The sequence below is a fragment of the Massilia sp. IC2-476 genome (assembly GCF_020707295.1).
Classification (GTDB): Bacteria; Pseudomonadota; Gammaproteobacteria; order Burkholderiales; family Burkholderiaceae_D; genus Telluria.
In genome coordinates, this window is sequence record NZ_JAJFER010000012.1 from 1 (window position 1) to 13,836 (window position 13,836).

General features: G+C 69.9%; 13 protein-coding genes. 9 read left to right on the top strand and 4 right to left on the bottom strand.

Going from position 1 to position 13,836, the window contains the following annotated elements; translation table 11 throughout:
- Together LK539_RS22905 and LK539_RS22910 are read left to right on the top strand one after the other, a co-directional pair.
- Positions 1–93: IS3 family transposase (locus LK539_RS22905; protein ID WP_227801150.1), on the top strand; the 93-nt coding region annotated here is incomplete at its 5' end.
- Positions 94–258: 165 nt separating this feature from the next.
- Positions 259–1,614, top strand: a complete 1,356-nt coding sequence (locus tag LK539_RS22910; RefSeq protein WP_227803382.1) for a diguanylate cyclase — start codon at positions 259–261, stop codon at positions 1,612–1,614.
- Here LK539_RS22910 and LK539_RS22915 read toward each other — a convergent pair whose 3' ends face one another.
- From LK539_RS22915 to LK539_RS22925, 3 genes are read right to left on the bottom strand one after another with little or no spacing between them, the layout of a single operon-like run.
- The gene (locus tag LK539_RS22915; protein WP_227803383.1) at positions 1,615–3,177 is read right to left on the bottom strand and encodes an FGGY-family carbohydrate kinase; all 1,563 of its coding nucleotides are present in this window, start codon (positions 3,175–3,177) and stop codon (positions 1,615–1,617) included.
- A complete protein-coding gene (locus LK539_RS22920) occupies positions 3,170–4,744 on the bottom strand; it encodes a glycerol-3-phosphate dehydrogenase/oxidase (protein ID WP_227803384.1) in 1,575 nt (524 codons plus the stop codon). Before LK539_RS22920 ends, LK539_RS22915 begins: the two co-directional genes overlap by 8 nt.
- Positions 4,741–6,336 carry an FAD-binding oxidoreductase gene (locus tag LK539_RS22925; RefSeq protein ID WP_227803385.1) on the bottom strand — a complete coding sequence of 532 codons (1,596 nt, stop codon included), beginning with the start codon at positions 6,334–6,336 and terminating at the stop codon, positions 4,741–4,743. The genes LK539_RS22920 and LK539_RS22925 overlap by 4 nt, the downstream gene beginning before the upstream one ends.
- A 74-nt stretch (positions 6,337–6,410) precedes the next feature.
- Between LK539_RS22925 and LK539_RS22930 the strand changes: the two genes are divergently transcribed.
- Both LK539_RS22930 and LK539_RS22935 read left to right on the top strand, forming a co-directional pair.
- Complete coding sequence (locus LK539_RS22930; RefSeq protein WP_227803386.1) at positions 6,411–7,442, top strand: AraC family transcriptional regulator; 1,032 nt, start codon at positions 6,411–6,413, stop codon at positions 7,440–7,442.
- Between the two features lie 85 nt (positions 7,443–7,527).
- On the top strand, positions 7,528–8,298 hold the full coding sequence (locus tag LK539_RS22935; protein ID WP_227803387.1) for an alpha/beta fold hydrolase: 771 nt from the start codon (positions 7,528–7,530) through the stop codon (positions 8,296–8,298).
- 18 nt (positions 8,299–8,316) lie between these two features.
- On the opposite strand, the gene LK539_RS22940 is transcribed toward LK539_RS22935, so the two are convergent.
- Positions 8,317–9,234, bottom strand: coding sequence for a LysR family transcriptional regulator (locus tag LK539_RS22940; protein ID WP_227803388.1), 918 nt, complete (start codon positions 9,232–9,234; stop codon positions 8,317–8,319).
- A 114-nt stretch (positions 9,235–9,348) separates the two neighbouring features.
- Here LK539_RS22940 and LK539_RS22945 point away from each other — a divergent pair, with 114 nt between their 5' ends.
- From LK539_RS22945 to LK539_RS22965, 5 genes are read left to right on the top strand one after another with little or no spacing between them, the layout of a single operon-like run.
- Positions 9,349–9,675, top strand: coding sequence for a nuclear transport factor 2 family protein (locus LK539_RS22945; RefSeq protein ID WP_227803389.1), 327 nt, complete (start codon positions 9,349–9,351; stop codon positions 9,673–9,675).
- Positions 9,672–10,451 (top strand): SDR family oxidoreductase, encoded by a 780-nt coding sequence (locus LK539_RS22950; RefSeq protein WP_227803390.1) that lies wholly within the window; start codon positions 9,672–9,674, stop codon positions 10,449–10,451. Before LK539_RS22945 ends, LK539_RS22950 begins: the two co-directional genes overlap by 4 nt.
- Positions 10,452–10,475: 24 nt before the next feature.
- Positions 10,476–12,086 (top strand): GMC family oxidoreductase, encoded by a 1,611-nt coding sequence (locus LK539_RS22955; protein WP_227803391.1) that lies wholly within the window; start codon positions 10,476–10,478, stop codon positions 12,084–12,086.
- A gap of 14 nt (positions 12,087–12,100) precedes the next feature.
- Positions 12,101–13,543 (top strand): HD domain-containing phosphohydrolase, encoded by a 1,443-nt coding sequence (locus LK539_RS22960; RefSeq protein ID WP_227803392.1) that lies wholly within the window; start codon positions 12,101–12,103, stop codon positions 13,541–13,543.
- A 52-nt stretch (positions 13,544–13,595) separates the two neighbouring features.
- Positions 13,596–13,793 carry a hypothetical protein gene (locus LK539_RS22965; protein WP_227803393.1) on the top strand — a complete coding sequence of 66 codons (198 nt, stop codon included), beginning with the start codon at positions 13,596–13,598 and terminating at the stop codon, positions 13,791–13,793.
- Positions 13,794–13,836 lie beyond the last annotated feature (43 nt).

Consider the following 13,836-nt stretch of genomic DNA (forward strand, 5'->3'; position numbering starts at 1 on the left):
GACTACATCCACTATTACAATAACGACCGCATCAAGCTCAAATTAAAAGGCCTGAGCCCCGTTCAGTACAGGACTCAGGCCTTGGCCGCTTAGCAAACTAACCGTCCAACTTTACGGGGTCAGTTCACATGTCCGGCGATTTTTGTTTTAAATGCAAGATTGTTATCGATGGTGGATATTCGGCAACACAATCACCCCAACTATCCCTAATGGGAGTATCATCCTCGCAGCCTTACCTTTCGGCAACATTGCGACAGTATGAATTCCCCTTCTTCCGCGCTCTACCCGCCGGTTCGCCAGGCGACGATCCTGATCGTCGATGACGCACCGGACAGCCTCGAATTGCTCGACGAAATGCTGCGCAGCCAGGGTTACCACACCTTCGTTGCCAACTCGGGCGTGCGCGCCATCGACCTGGCGCAGCGGGTCCAGCCGGACCTGATCCTGCTCGACGTGATGATGCCGGGGCTGGACGGTTTCGAGACCTGCCGCCGCCTGAAGGCGCATCCCGAGACCACCGGCATCCCGGTCATTTTTGTCAGCGCCTGCAGCACGACCGACGACGTCGTGTCGGGCTTCGACCATGGCGCGGTCGACTACATCTCCAAGCCGGTACGCCTGCCCGAAGTGCGGGCGCGCGTGCGCACCCAGCTGCAGATGCAGTCCAGCAGCGAGCACCAGAAGCGCCAGGCCCGCCGCCTGCGCATGATCGTCGAAGGCATGGACGAGGGCCTGCTGCTGGTCGGCGCGGACGGCCGCATCCAGTACGCCAATCCGGCCTGCGAGCGCTGCCTGGGCTACCGCGAATCCGAACTGGCGGGCCGGCAGCTAGCGTCCCTGCTGGCCGAGCCGGCGGCGAGCGACTACGCCGACTACTTCGAGCGGCGCGAGGATGCCGCCGCCGCGCGCTGCCAGGGCACCCGCGAAGTGCTGCTGCAGGGGGCCGACGGCAGCCTGCGCCCGATGGACCTGAACCTGTCGGCGCTGGCCCCGGGCGAGCAGCTCTACGTGGCGCTGCTGCACGACATCAGCCACCACAAGCGCTCCGAAACCGCGCTGCAGCGCGCCGCCCTGGCCGATTCGCTGACCGGCATCGCCAACCGGCGCCAGTTCGACGCCTGCCTCGAACGCGAGTGGCAGCGCGCCATCCGCACCGCCCGGCCACTGTCGCTGCTGGTGCTCGACGTCGACCACTTCAAGCTGTACAACGACCTGCTCGGCCACGCCGCCGGCGACCAGTGCCTGCAGGCGGTGGCCAACTGCCTGCAGGCGCATGCGCTGCGCGCCACCGACCTGGCGGCGCGCTACGGCGGCGAGGAATTCGTGCTGCTCCTGCCCGACACCGGGCACGCCGGCGCGGCCAAGGTGGCCGAGTCGATCCGCGGCGACATCGAGCGCCTGCGCGTGCCGAATCCGCGCTCGGATACCTCGGACTACGTCACCGTCAGCATCGGCGCGGCCAGCTTCGTGCCGACCCAGTTCGACGACCTGCGCTCGCTGTTCCTGACCGCCGACCGCGCCATGTACGAGGCCAAGGCGGCCGGACGCAACCAGGTCAAGGCGGTGGAAGGCGGTTATGCATGGGAAGCCATGCAGCGCGCCATGGCTCGCTGATCAGACCTGCTGGGGATAGCCGGTGATGCGCGCGATGTCGCGGTACATCGGCTGCAGCTGGCGGTACATCTTGAGGTAGACCTCGCGGTACAGGCGCTCGTACACGGCCTGGTTGGCCGCGATCGGCTCGAACACCCGGCCCACCCGCGTCATCGCCCTGATGGCCGAGGCGAAGTCCGGATACAGGCCGAGGCCCACGGCGGCGTCGATCGCCGCGCCCAGGCCCGAAGTCTCGTACACGTGCGGGCGCGCGACCGGGAGGCCGAAGATGTCGGCGGTGAGCTGCATCGCCGCATCGCTCTGGGAGCCGCCGCCGGACACGCGCAGCTCCGTGATACAGGTGCCGCTACGTCGCTCGATCCGCTCCTTCCCTTCGCGCAGCGCATAGGCCAGCCCTTCCAGGATGGCGCGGTAGACGTGCGCACGGGTGTGCACGTCGCCGAAGCCGATGATAGCGCCCTTGGCCTCGCGCCCCGGCACCCGGATGCCGGGCGTCCAGTAGGGCTGCAGCATCAGGCCCATCGATCCCGGCGGGACCGTCCGCGCCAGCTCGTCGAACAGGCGCTCGGGCGCCACGTCTTCCAGCAGCGCGCGCGACTGTTCGTGGTGGCCGAACTGCTCCTTGAACCAGTTGACCATCCAGTAGCCGCGAAACACCTGCACCTCCGTGCTGTAGGCGCCCGGGACCGCCGCCGGATAGGGCGGCACGAAAGGCGTCACCTCGACGTAGCGCGTGGTGGTGGTGTTGATGGTGGCCGTGGTGCCGTAGCTGAGGCAGCCCACGTGCGGGGCGCTGCAGCCGGCCCCGATCACCTCGCAGGCCTTGTCGGCGGCGGCGGCCAGCAGCGGCAGGCCTTCGGGGATGCCGGTCTCGCTTGCCGCCTGGGCGCCGATCTCGCCCAGGTGGGTGCCGGGTTCCTGCAGCTCGGGCAGCATGTGCGGCTCGACCGCCAGCGCCTGCCACTTCCAGTCGCGCCGCCCGGCCCAGCGTCGCCGGCGGTAGTCGAAGGGCAGATAGGCCACCTGCGAACCGGACGAATCGGCGAAGCGCCCGCACAGGCGCCAGTTCAGGTAGCCCGACAGCAGCAGGAACTTGTCGGTCGCCTGCCACACTTCCGGCTGGTGCGCGCGGATCCAGTTGATCTCGGCTTCGCCGCGGAAGTAATCGATGGTGCCGCTTACGCGCGCCAGCTTGAAGGCAGTGCGCCACAGGGGCCCGATCGGCGGCACGGCCTCGGTGCGGCGCTGGTCGAGCCACGTGATGGCCGGACGTAGCGCCTTGCCCTCGCGGTCGAGGTTGATGACGGTGCCGCGCTGGGTGGTCACGGCCACCCCTTTAACGCGCGACCGGTCCGCCCCCGGTTGAAGCCACAAGTCCTGACAGGCCCGGCACAGCGCCTGCCAGAAGCCCTCCGGGTCGTGCTCGGCCCAGCCGGGCTGCGGGCTGGCGTAGTCCAGCAGGGCCACCTGCGATTTGGCGACGATGTCGCCCTTCAGGTCGAACAGCAGGGCGCGCACGCTCTGGGTGCCGTTGTCGATTGCAAGGATCAGGGGTTCAATCATGGGAATGCTCGTGCGGTTCGGCGCCAGGCAGGCCGTAATGGGATTGCCACAGTGTAAGGTAGGCGGCCTGCTCGGCCTCCCAGCGTGCGTCGCTCCAGCCGAGCTCCGGCTGGCAGATGGCACGGATGCGGGGTAACAGCTCGCGCCCGCCCGCGCGCAGCTGGAGCCCCAGGCGCGTGCGGCGCAACAGCAGGTCTTCCAGGCGCCACACGTCTTCGCTGCGCGCGGCCCAGCGCAGCTCGGCCCAGGGTGTCAGCGTGCCGGCGATGGTCTCGAGTTCGCCCGGACGCGCGGCGTCGACGACATGCTGGGCATGGCGTCCATGGCGTCCCGCCAGGCGCTCCAGGGTAGCGACCGGGACGCCGCGCGGGCCGCGCGGGGTGGCCCGGTGCCGGAACACCGGCCGTGGCGCCAGGTCGGCCCGCCAGTCGGGCAGCTGGCGCGCGACGTGGCCCAGCGCGTCGAGGGCGATCGCGCGGAAGGTGGTCAGCTTGCCGCCGGTGACGGCGACCAGGCCCGGCTCGTCCCACACCAGGTGTTCGCGCGTCTCCTTCGAGGGCGCGCCGCGGGTGCCGCTATCGAGCACCGGGCGCACGCCGGCGTAGGTCGCCAGCACGTCGGCATCAATCAAACCCAGTTGCGGGAACTGGGCGCGCAGCGCCGCCATCAGGTAGTCGAACTCGCGCCGCGTCACCTTCGCTTCGGCGGCCAGGCCCTCCGCATGGTCGACGTCGGTGGTGCCGACCAGGGTCACGCCCTCCCAGGGAAAGGCGAACACCGGACGGCCATCGACGGGGTGCATCAGGCTGACCGCCTGCGCCAGCGGCAGGCGCCAGGCGGGCAGCACCAGGTGGCTGCCGCGCAGCGGACGCAGGCGCGGCGGATTGCCCTGCCCCGGGATTCCGCAGGCCCAGGCGCCGGTGGCGTTGACCACGACCCGCGCCGCGACCGCGCTGCCCTCTCCGCTGCGGGCGTCGCGCAACAATGCGCCGGTGACACGTCCGCTGCTGCGCTGCAGGGACTCGACCGCCACGTAGTTGCGCGCCTGCGCGCCATGGCTACGGGCCTCATCCAGCACCCGCAGCACCAGGCGCGCATCGTCGGTCTTGGCATCGAGGTAGCGGATTCCGCCCGCAAGGCCCTCGCGCTGGACGTTCGGCGCCAGCATCTGGAAGGCATCGGCGTCAAGCCAGTGTCGCTGTGGCCAGATGCGACGCCGGCCCGCCATCAGGTCGTACAGCGCCAGGCCGGCCAGGAAGCTGCGCCGCTTGCGCCGGCTGTTTCCGTAGTCCGCAAAGGCAAAGCCCTGCGGTTCGACCAGGCCCGGCGCATCGCGCAGCAGCGCCTCGCGCTCGCGCACCGACTCACGGGTCAGGCGCAGCCGTCCCTCGGCCAGGTAGCGCAAGCCGCCGTGCACCAGCTTGGACGATCGGCTCGAGGTACCCCAGGCGAAGTCGCGCTGCTCGACCAGCATGGCCTTCAGGCCGCGGCGCGCCGCTTCCAGCAGGATGCCGGCGCCGGTGATGCCGCCGCCGATCACAAGCACGTCGAGATCGTCGTTCTTCATGGCGCGATCAGCTTGCCCGGGTTCATGCGTCCGTCCGGGTCGAAATGGCGGAACAGCGCACGCATCGCGCCCAGTCCCAGCTCGCCCTTTTCCGCAGCAAGCCATGGCGCGTGGTCAGTGCCGACGCCGTGCTGGTGGCTGATGGTGCCGCCGGCCGCGACGATCGCTTCGGACACGCGGTCCTTCAGCTGGCGCCAGCGCAGCAGGTCGGCCTCGAAATCGCCCGCCAGGCGGAACACGAAGGTCGCATACACGCTCGCGCCCTGCGGATACAGGTGCGACAGGTGGGTATAGGCGTGCACCCGTTCGCCCGAGGCCTGCAGGGCGCCGGCGGCGGCGCGCTCGATGCTTTCCATCGCTTCGCTGACGCGCGGCCAGTCGAGTGCCGTCTCCACGGTGTCGATCGCGTAGCCGTGGGTCCAGGCGGCGTTGCGCAGGTAGACGCTGCGGAAGCGGTTGCGGCGCCAGCGCTCGCCGAGGCCGCGGCCGGCATGCACGCCGCCGTAGCCGCGTGCGAGTTTCAGTGCAGCGCGCAGGGCCGGCAGCGCCTGCGCCCTGGCGCCGCTCACGCCGACCAGCAGCATGCATTTTTCATCCGCGCAGCCGCGCAGCGCGAGCCAGGCTTCCAGCAGGCGCACCAGCCGCGGGTGGCCGGCGAGCTTGAGCATGGTGGTGGTCTCGACCGCATTCGACAGGCGCAGCATCGACAGCGGCAGGCGCGCCTGCGCCAGCTCGCGCACCGCCGCCAGCGCCGCGTCCCAGCGCGGGAAGAACACGGCATGGAAGGCCTCCATCTGCGGCAGCCGGCTGACCCGCACTGTGGCCTCGGTCAGGACGCCGAGCCGGCCTTCGGAGCCGAGCACCATCTCGCGCAGGTCCACGCCCGCGCTGGAAGCGGGAAAGGTCGGGATCTCGAGCCTGCCCTGCGGCGTTTCCACCGTTCCGCCCGCAAACAGCTGCTCGATGCGGCCGTAGCGCAGCGACTGCTGGCCGGACGAGCGGGTCACCACCCAGCCGCCCAGGGTCGAGTATTCGAAGGATTGCGGGAAGTGGCCGAGCGTGTAGCCGTGCGCGCGCAGTTGTGCTTCCAGGTCGGGCCCGGCGACACCGGCCTGGAAAGTCGCCAGCTGGGCCTCGCGGTCGAGTGAGACCAGGGCGCGCATCCTTCCCATGTCGATGCTCAGGACCGGACGCGTCCTGTCCTGCACGCCCAGGTGGCCGGCCACGCTGGTGCCGCCGCCATAGGGGATCACGTCGGCGCCGTGGGCGGCGGCAAAGGCCAGCAGTTCGCGCACCTGTTCCCCGGACTCCGGATAGCCGACGCCGTCCGGCGCGGCATGGATGCGGCCATGACGCAGGCGCAGCCAGTCGGGCAGGCTCTGGCCAAAGGCATGCAGCAGCCGCGCCTGGGGGCTGGCATCGACCAGCGGATGCGGCGGCAGCCGGCCTGGTCCCAGCTGCGCGCAGGCGGCGTCGAATGCCGCATCGCGGGGCGCCACGCCCTGTCCCAGGCGCTGCTCCAGGAAGCCGCGCGCATCCGGGCCCAGCTCCATCTCGACCGCATCGTCTCCCCAGCCATTCCAGCGCCGCATGCTCTTTTCCCTGTTGTTATGCTTGTATATACTGGCCAGCGTAGCGACCCTCATCCCAACCGTATTGCGCTTTCATGACAGAGCCTTGCTCCATTGCGTCATCCGCCCGCCCGGATGGCGGCCGCGTGACCGGCGCCTACCTGCAGCCGGTGCTGGAGACGGCCGCGGCGCATGGGGTCGATGGCGCCCGGCTGGCCAGGGCGGCCGCGATGCCGCTGGAGACGCTGGGCGCCGACTCGATCGCCGCGCGCGACTACATCGCCCTCTTGGCCGCCGGCGCGGCTCTCAGCGGCGACCCGCACTTCGGCCTGCATGTCGGCGAGCGGGTGCGGCCCGGCACCTTTTCGGTGTATGGCCTGGTCCTGATGGCCTGCCGCGACTTCGGCCAGGCGCTGGAACAGACGCTGCGCTACGAACAGCTTGCCCATGATCTGGGCCGCTCGCATCTGGCCTTGGCGGGAGCCGAAGCCATGTACGGCTGGACCAGCCACTACCCGAGCGCCTCGCGCCACCTGGTGGAGAGCGTGTTCGCCGGCATTCGCGTGTTCGGCAGCTGGCTGGCCGGGCGCCCGCTCGGACCGCGCCACCTGGCCTTTGTCCACGCGGGCGAGGCGCCGGCAGACGAATACCTGCGCGTGCTCGGCGCCGTCCCGCAGTTCGGCGCCGGCGCCAACGTGGCGCGCTTCGACGCCGCCTTGCTCGGCATGCCGGTGCCGAACGCCGACCCCAGCCTGTATCCGGTGCTGCGCCAGCACGCCGAGCGCCTGCTGAGCGAGCGCAGCGCCGGCGACGGCATCCTGGCGCAGGTGCGCGCCATCGTGATCGATAGGCTGGCGCACGGCGGCGCGCGCCTGCCTACGGTTGCCGCCAGCCTGGGCGTGTCGCCGCGCACCCTGCAGCGCAAGCTGGCCGAAGCGGGCGCCAGCTTCCAGCAAGTGCTGGACGGCGCCCGCTACGAGCTGGCGCGTGGCTACCTGCGTCAGCGCGACCTGAACCTGGTCGACATCGCTTTCCTGCTGGGCTACCAGGAGCAGAGCGCCTTCACGCACGCTTTCCGCGAGTGGTCTGGGATCAATCCGGGCGCCTGGCGCGAAGCAGCCAACTAGTCTCCCTCGGTCAATCGACCGATACCGGCCGGGCGCGCCCCTGCCTACACTGGCCTCACTCGTCCACCACACCAAGGAGAACATCGTGACCAGTCTCAAACATTCCCTGCGCCTGCTTGCCCTCGCTACCGTCTTCGCCCATGGCGCCCAGGCAGCCCCCGTCGATGCCGGCGCCAAGCCTTCGGTCGTGATCGTGCACGGCGCCTTTGCCGACGGTTCCGACTGGGCCAAGGTGATCCCGCTGCTGCAGGCGAAAGGCGTCAAGGTCACGGCGGTCCAGAATCCCCTTACTTCGCTCGCCGACGACGTCGCCGCCACCCGCCGCGCCATCGACAGCCAGCCGGGCAAGGTGGTGCTGGTCGGCCACTCCTGGGGCGGTACCGTGATCACCGAGGCCGGCCAGCACGACAAGGTGGGCAGCCTGGTGTACGTGGCCGCTTTCGCCCCCGACGCCGGCAAGTCGACGGCGGAAACCGGCGCAGGCTATCCGGCCGCCCCCGGCAGCAAGCGCTTCGTCGCCGACAAGGAAGGCTTCCTGAGCCTGCCGGAAGCGGCGATGCGCGAAGACTTCGCCCAGGACCTGCCGCGCGCCCAGGCCGCGGTGATGACCGCGACCCAGGGTCCGATCCAGGCCAAGGCCTTCGGCGAGAAAGTGTCCGTGGCCGCCTGGACCAGCAAGCCCTCGTGGTTCATCGTCAGCGCCCAGGACCGCATGATCGACCCCGGCCTGCTGCGCGCCATGGCCGGCAAGATCGGCGCGAAGACGACCGAACTGCAGGCCAGCCACGTGCCCCAGCAGTCGCGCCCCGCCGAGGTGGCCAAGATCATCCTCGACGCCGTCGCCGCGACGAAATAAGCGCTCAGGGGCAAACGCTCAGGGGCACACAATATCGAGCAGGCCTTCGTCGGCCAGCAGGCCGGCCTGCTCGATCAGGGCGCGCATCTTCGGCTGGTTCTGGGCACGCATCGGGAAGTACAGGAACAGGCCGGAGCTGTCCGGCACGAAGCCGGTGAGCACCCGCTGCAGGCGCCCGTCCCGTACGTCGTCCTCGATTTCCATGTCGGGAAGGTAGGCGATGCCCAGGCCCTGGCGTGCCAGTTCGGCCAGCAGGCGGGTGTCGTTGGCGACCAGCGTGGCATCGGTATCGAGCTGGAACCCGGCGTCGCCTTCCGCGAAGCGCCACGGCGGCAGCAGGCTCGAGGTGGGAAAGCGGTAGCGCAGCGTCCGGTGGGCCAGCAGCTCGCGCGGCGCCCGCGGCACGCCGTGGCGCTCGAAGTAGCCGGGCGCCGCTACCACCGACCATGCCAGTGGGCGGCTCAGGCGGATCGCCACCATGTCCTGGGCGATCGACTGGCCCAGGCGGATGCCGGCGTCATAACCGTCCGCCACCAGGTCGACCAGACCATCGTCGAGCGCCAGGTCGAAGCTGATGTCCGGGTAGGCGGCGCGCATGCGCGGCACCAGCACCCGCGCCACCAGGAAGCCGAAGGCGCGCGGTGCGCACAGGCGCAGGTGGCCGGCCGGGCGCTTGCTGAACTGCGCCAGCTCGTTGAAGGCCTCGTCGATCTGGCCCACCGCCGGACGCAACGCAGCCAGCAGGGCCTGCCCGGCCTCGGTCAGCGCGACGCTGCGCGTGGTCCGGGCAAACAGCGCGACCCCGTGTTTCTTCTCGAGCGCGCGGATGCCCTTGCTGACGGCGGTGGGGCTGATGTCCAGCGAACGGGCGGCCTGGGTGAAGCTGCGCTGCTCGGCCACGGCCAGGAACAGGCGGATCGCGTCAAGCGCACTCATGTCGTCTTATTGTGAACCACAGGTTCATAGTTCATGAAGTTTATTGGGTTTTTTCATTAGCTTGCACCAGCCTAGACTGCAAGGCAAGTCCCAGCCAATTACAAGGAGGAACACATGAAGACCTTACCGACTCCGATCGCGGCCTACGTCGCCGCATCGAACGCCCGCGATCCGCAAGCCATCGCCGCCTGCTTCACGCCGGACGCCACCGTTCGCGACGAGGGCGGCGTGCACCAGGGCCGCGCGCAGATCGCAAGCTGGGCGCGCGAGACCGGCCAGCGCTACCGGTCGACCATCGAACCGGCCGCCATCGACGAACTGGATGGCGGCGCCAGGCTGCAGGCCGTCGTGCGCGGCGATTTCCCCGGCAACGAGGTGAGGCTCGCCTTCCGCTTCACACTGGCCGGGGATCACATCGCGGCGCTGGAGATCGCGCCATGAACCGCTATCCCTTCGAGGGCAGGCACGCCCTGGTGACCGGCGGCACCCGCGGCATGGGCGAAGCCATCGTGCGTGTGCTGCTTGAAAACGGCGCCCGGGTCGTGACCACGGCGCGGCGCCTGCCCGAACGTCCGCTGCCCGGCGTGCGCTACCTGGAAGCGGATGTCGGCAGCGCCGCCGGCGCCGCACTGGTCGCCGACACGGTGAAGCAGGAATTCGGCTACCTCGACTTCCTGGTCAACAACGTCGGCGGCTCCTCCGCGCCCGGCGGCGGCGCGCTGGCCCTGACCGACGCGATCTGGGACGCCACCTTGCAGGCCAACCTGATGTCGGCCGTGCGGCTGGACCGCGCCTTCCTGCCCGCGATGCTGGAGCGGCGCAGTGGCGCCATCATCCACATCACCTCGATCCAGCGGCGCCTGCCGCTGTTCGACTCCACCGTGGCCTATGCCGCCGCCAAGGCGGCGCTGGCCAACTACAGCAAATCGCTGGCGAACGAGTTCGGCCCCATGGGCATACGCGTCAACAGCGTCGCCCCCGGTTTTATCGAGACCGGCGCGGCGCAGGCCCTGATCGAACGCATGGCGGCGCAGCGCGCGGGCAGCGCGGACGAGGCCAGGCAGGAGCTCATGGACTCGCTGGGCGGCATCCCGATCGGCCGTCCCGGTACGCCCGAGGAGGTGGCCAACCTGGTTGCCTTCCTGCTGTCGCCGCTGGCTGCCGCGATCCACGGCGCCGAATTCGTCATCGACGGCGGCACCATCCCGACCGTCTGAACCTTTAACCATATGAACCCATCCATGAACAACGAGAACCAAGAACGAGACATGGCGCAGGCCATCCGCACCAACCAGGCCGCCCTGCAGCGCGAGCTGGCCTCCCACTACGACTTCATCGTCTGCGGCGCCGGCTCCTCAGGCTCGGTGGTGGCCGCGCGCCTGGCCGAGAATCCCGCCGTGCGCGTGCTGCTGCTCGAAGCCGGCGGGAGCGACGAGGTGGCCAGCGTGACCGACCCGGCCCAGTGGCCCCTCAACCTCGGATCGGAACGCGACTGGAACTTCGCGGCCGAACCGAACCCCTACCTGAACGGCCGCGCGATTCCGATGAACATGGGCAGGGTGCTGGGCGGCGGCTCCAGCATCAACGTCATGCTGTGGGCGCGCGGCCACCGCAGCGACTGGAATTACTTCGCCGCCGAAGCGGGCGACCCTGCCTGGAACTACGACGCGGTGCTGCGCATCTACCGCCGCATCGAGGACTGGCACGGCCCCGCCGACCCGGAGCGGCGCGGCAGCGGCGGCCCGGTCTACGTGGCCCCGGCCAGGGATCCCCAGCCGACCGCCATCCGCATGCTGGAAGCGGCGCGCTCGCTCGGCATTCCCAGCTTCGACAGCCCGAACGGCGCGATGATGGAGGGCGACGGTGGCGCCGCCATCAACGACCTGCGCATCCGCGACGGCAAGCGCCTGTCGGTATTCCGCTCCTACACCTGGCCGCGCATGGCGCAGCCGAACCTGACGGTCCTGACCGATGCGCTGGTCGCCCGCCTCAGCTTCGACGGCGCGCGCGTGAGCGGCGTCGACGTCCTGCTGGGCGGCCGGCGCGTGTGGTTCGGCGCGGCGCGCGAGGTGGTGCTGTCGCTGGGCGCGGTCAACACGCCGAAAGTGCTGATGCAGTCCGGCCTCGGTCCCGAGCGCGAACTGAAGCGCCATGGCATCGCCGTGCGCCAGCACCTGGCCGGCGTCGGCCAGAACCACCAGGACCACGTCTCCTTCGGCTGCATCTGGGAATATGCCGAACCCCAGCAGGTGGGCAACGGCGGCTCGGAAGCGACCCTGTACTGGAAGAGCGAGCCGTCGCTCGATGCGCCCGACATGCTGCACTGCCAGGTCGAGTTCCCGGTGCCGAGCCAGGAAAACGCGGGGCGCGGCGTGCCCGCGCACGGCTGGACCATGTTCGCCGGCCTGGCGCATCCGAAAAGCCGTGGCGAAGTGCTGCTGTCCGGGCCCGATCCGCGCGACCGGCCGCTGATCCGCGCCAATACCCTGTCCGACCCGGACGACATGCGCGCGGCGCTGGCAAGCGTGGAGATGTGCCGGGAGCTGGGCAATGCCGACGCCTTCCGCAGCCTGGTCAAGGGCGAAAGCATGCCGGGCAAGCTGTCGCGCGAAGCCATGGAGCAGTACCTGCGCAACGGAGCCGTCACCTACTGGCACCAGTCGGGCACCGCCAAGATGGGGCGCGACGCCATGTCGGTGGTGAACGGCGCGCTGCAGGTCCATGGCGTCGACGGGCTGCGCATTGCGGATGCGTCGATCATGCCGCGCATCACGACCGGGAACACGATGGCGCCCTGCGTCGTCATCGGCGAGCGGGCGGCCGAGCTGTTGAAGGCGGCGCACGGGATTTGATGTAAAGTTCCCAAATGCAATCAGATCATCGTATCAGCGTCGAGGAAGCCGTCCAGCTGCTGGCCATGGTCGGCGACCTCAGCATGGGGCAGCCGACCGACCAGTCGATCCGCACGGCCCATGTGGCCGAACGCCTGGCGCTGGCCGCCGGCGCCGGCGCCGCCGGTTGCCAGCACGCGCGCCTCGTGGCCCTGCTGCGCTGGTCCGGATGCACCGCGAATGCGGCCGGCTTCGCGCTGCTGATGGGCGACGACGTCGGCGCCCGCGACGCCCTGATCACCCACACGCTGCCGCCGGAGCAGCGCAAGGATTTCACCAGCGTCGCGCCGCTGGCGCGCATCCACTGCGAAGTCTCGGGCGACATCGCCCAGACCCTGGGCCTGCCTGGCGAGGTCCAGCTCGGACTGCGCCGGGTGTGGGAGCACTACGACGGCGGCGGCATGCCGGAGCGCCTGCGCTCGCCCCACATCCCGCAGGTGGTGTACCACGCCAACCTGGCGGGCGACCTGGTGGTGCTGACGCGCGCCCATGGAATGAACGAAGCCCTGCGCCTGATCCAGGCCCTGGCGGACCGCAAGTATCCCGCCGAACTGGTACGCAAGCTCGCGGCCCACGCGCAGGCGTGGCTGGACGCAGCCGACGCCCCTCCCTGCCCGCCTGACGCCCACGCAATGGCGCGCCGCGTGCCCCTGACCATCGTGGCGGACATGATCGAGCTGAAGCTGCCCTGGCTGCTCGGCTATTCGCGCTGCGTGGCCGACCTGGCCGAACGCGCCGCGCTGCTGGCCGGCCTGCCCGAGGCCGAACGCCACTGCCTGGCGCGCGCCGCCCTGATCCACGGGATCGGCCGGGCGGCCGTGCCCAACGCCGTCTGGCAGCGCGACGGCAAGCTCGGCATGGCGGATTGGGAAAAGCTGCGCCTGGTGCCCTACTGGACCGCGCGCGCGGCGGTACAGGTGCCCTCGCTGCGCGCGGAAGCCCTGCTGGCCTCGCAGCTCTACGAACGGCTCGACGGCAGCGGCTATTACCGCGACCTCGACGGCGCCCAATTGGGCCAGCCGCAGCGCCTGCTGTCCGCGGCCGCCGCCTATGCGGCCCTGTGCATGCCGCGTCCCTGGCGCGCCGCGCTGGCGCCCGCAGAAGCGGCGCAGCTGCTGTGCGCGGAGGCGGCGGGCGGACGCTTCGATGCCGCGGCCGTGAACTGCGTGATCGCCGCCGCCGGGGGCGCGTCCGCCCAGGCGGCCGAGCCCGTGGCGGAAAGCCGCAAGCTGCTGTCCGAACGCGAAGCGGATGTGCTGCGCCGCATCAGCCTGGGCGAGAGCAACAAGGAAGCGGCGCGCCACCTGGCGATCAGCCCGTCGACCGTGCGCACCCATGTGGAAAGCATTTTCCGCAAGCTCGGCTGCTCGACGCGGGCCGCCGCGACCCTCAAGGCGCTGACGCTCGGGCTGATCTAGACTAGAATCGCCATGCATTTTCGCTTTGATTCAACAAGTAACAGGACATGACATGGCAAAGAAAGAAGAACTCGACGAAGAAACCCTGGCGTTCATCCAGTGGTGCATCGAGGTAGAAGGCTTCCTGGTTGCGGGCGGCGCCACCGTGAAGCAGGCACAGGACCATATCGAAGAGCAGGTCGAGTGGTTCACCGACCAGTTCTACGACGGGCTGTCGCCGGAGGAAGCGGCCAAGGAAGCCCTGGCCTGACGAACTGTCGAGGTGGGCAAGCGTCCATCGCGTCTCTGCGCAC

Excerpts from the sequence above, each read along its gene's own strand:
- LK539_RS22910 (WP_227803382.1), top strand. The coding sequence starts at position 259 with ATGAATTCCCCTTCTTCCGCGCTCTACCCGCCGGTTCGCCAGGCGACG.
- LK539_RS22915 (WP_227803383.1), bottom strand. The coding sequence starts at position 3,177 with ATGATTGAACCCCTGATCCTTGCAATCGACAACGGCACCCAGAGCGTG.
- LK539_RS22920 (WP_227803384.1), bottom strand. The coding sequence starts at position 4,744 with ATGAAGAACGACGATCTCGACGTGCTTGTGATCGGCGGCGGCATCACC.
- LK539_RS22925 (WP_227803385.1), bottom strand. The coding sequence starts at position 6,336 with ATGCGGCGCTGGAATGGCTGGGGAGACGATGCGGTCGAGATGGAGCTG.
- LK539_RS22930 (WP_227803386.1), top strand. The coding sequence starts at position 6,411 with ATGACAGAGCCTTGCTCCATTGCGTCATCCGCCCGCCCGGATGGCGGC.
- LK539_RS22940 (WP_227803388.1), bottom strand. The coding sequence starts at position 9,234 with ATGAGTGCGCTTGACGCGATCCGCCTGTTCCTGGCCGTGGCCGAGCAG.
- LK539_RS22945 (WP_227803389.1), top strand. The coding sequence starts at position 9,349 with ATGAAGACCTTACCGACTCCGATCGCGGCCTACGTCGCCGCATCGAAC.
- LK539_RS22950 (WP_227803390.1), top strand. The coding sequence starts at position 9,672 with ATGAACCGCTATCCCTTCGAGGGCAGGCACGCCCTGGTGACCGGCGGC.
- LK539_RS22955 (WP_227803391.1), top strand. The coding sequence starts at position 10,476 with ATGAACAACGAGAACCAAGAACGAGACATGGCGCAGGCCATCCGCACC.
- LK539_RS22960 (WP_227803392.1), top strand. The coding sequence starts at position 12,101 with ATGCAATCAGATCATCGTATCAGCGTCGAGGAAGCCGTCCAGCTGCTG.
- LK539_RS22965 (WP_227803393.1), top strand. The coding sequence starts at position 13,596 with ATGGCAAAGAAAGAAGAACTCGACGAAGAAACCCTGGCGTTCATCCAG.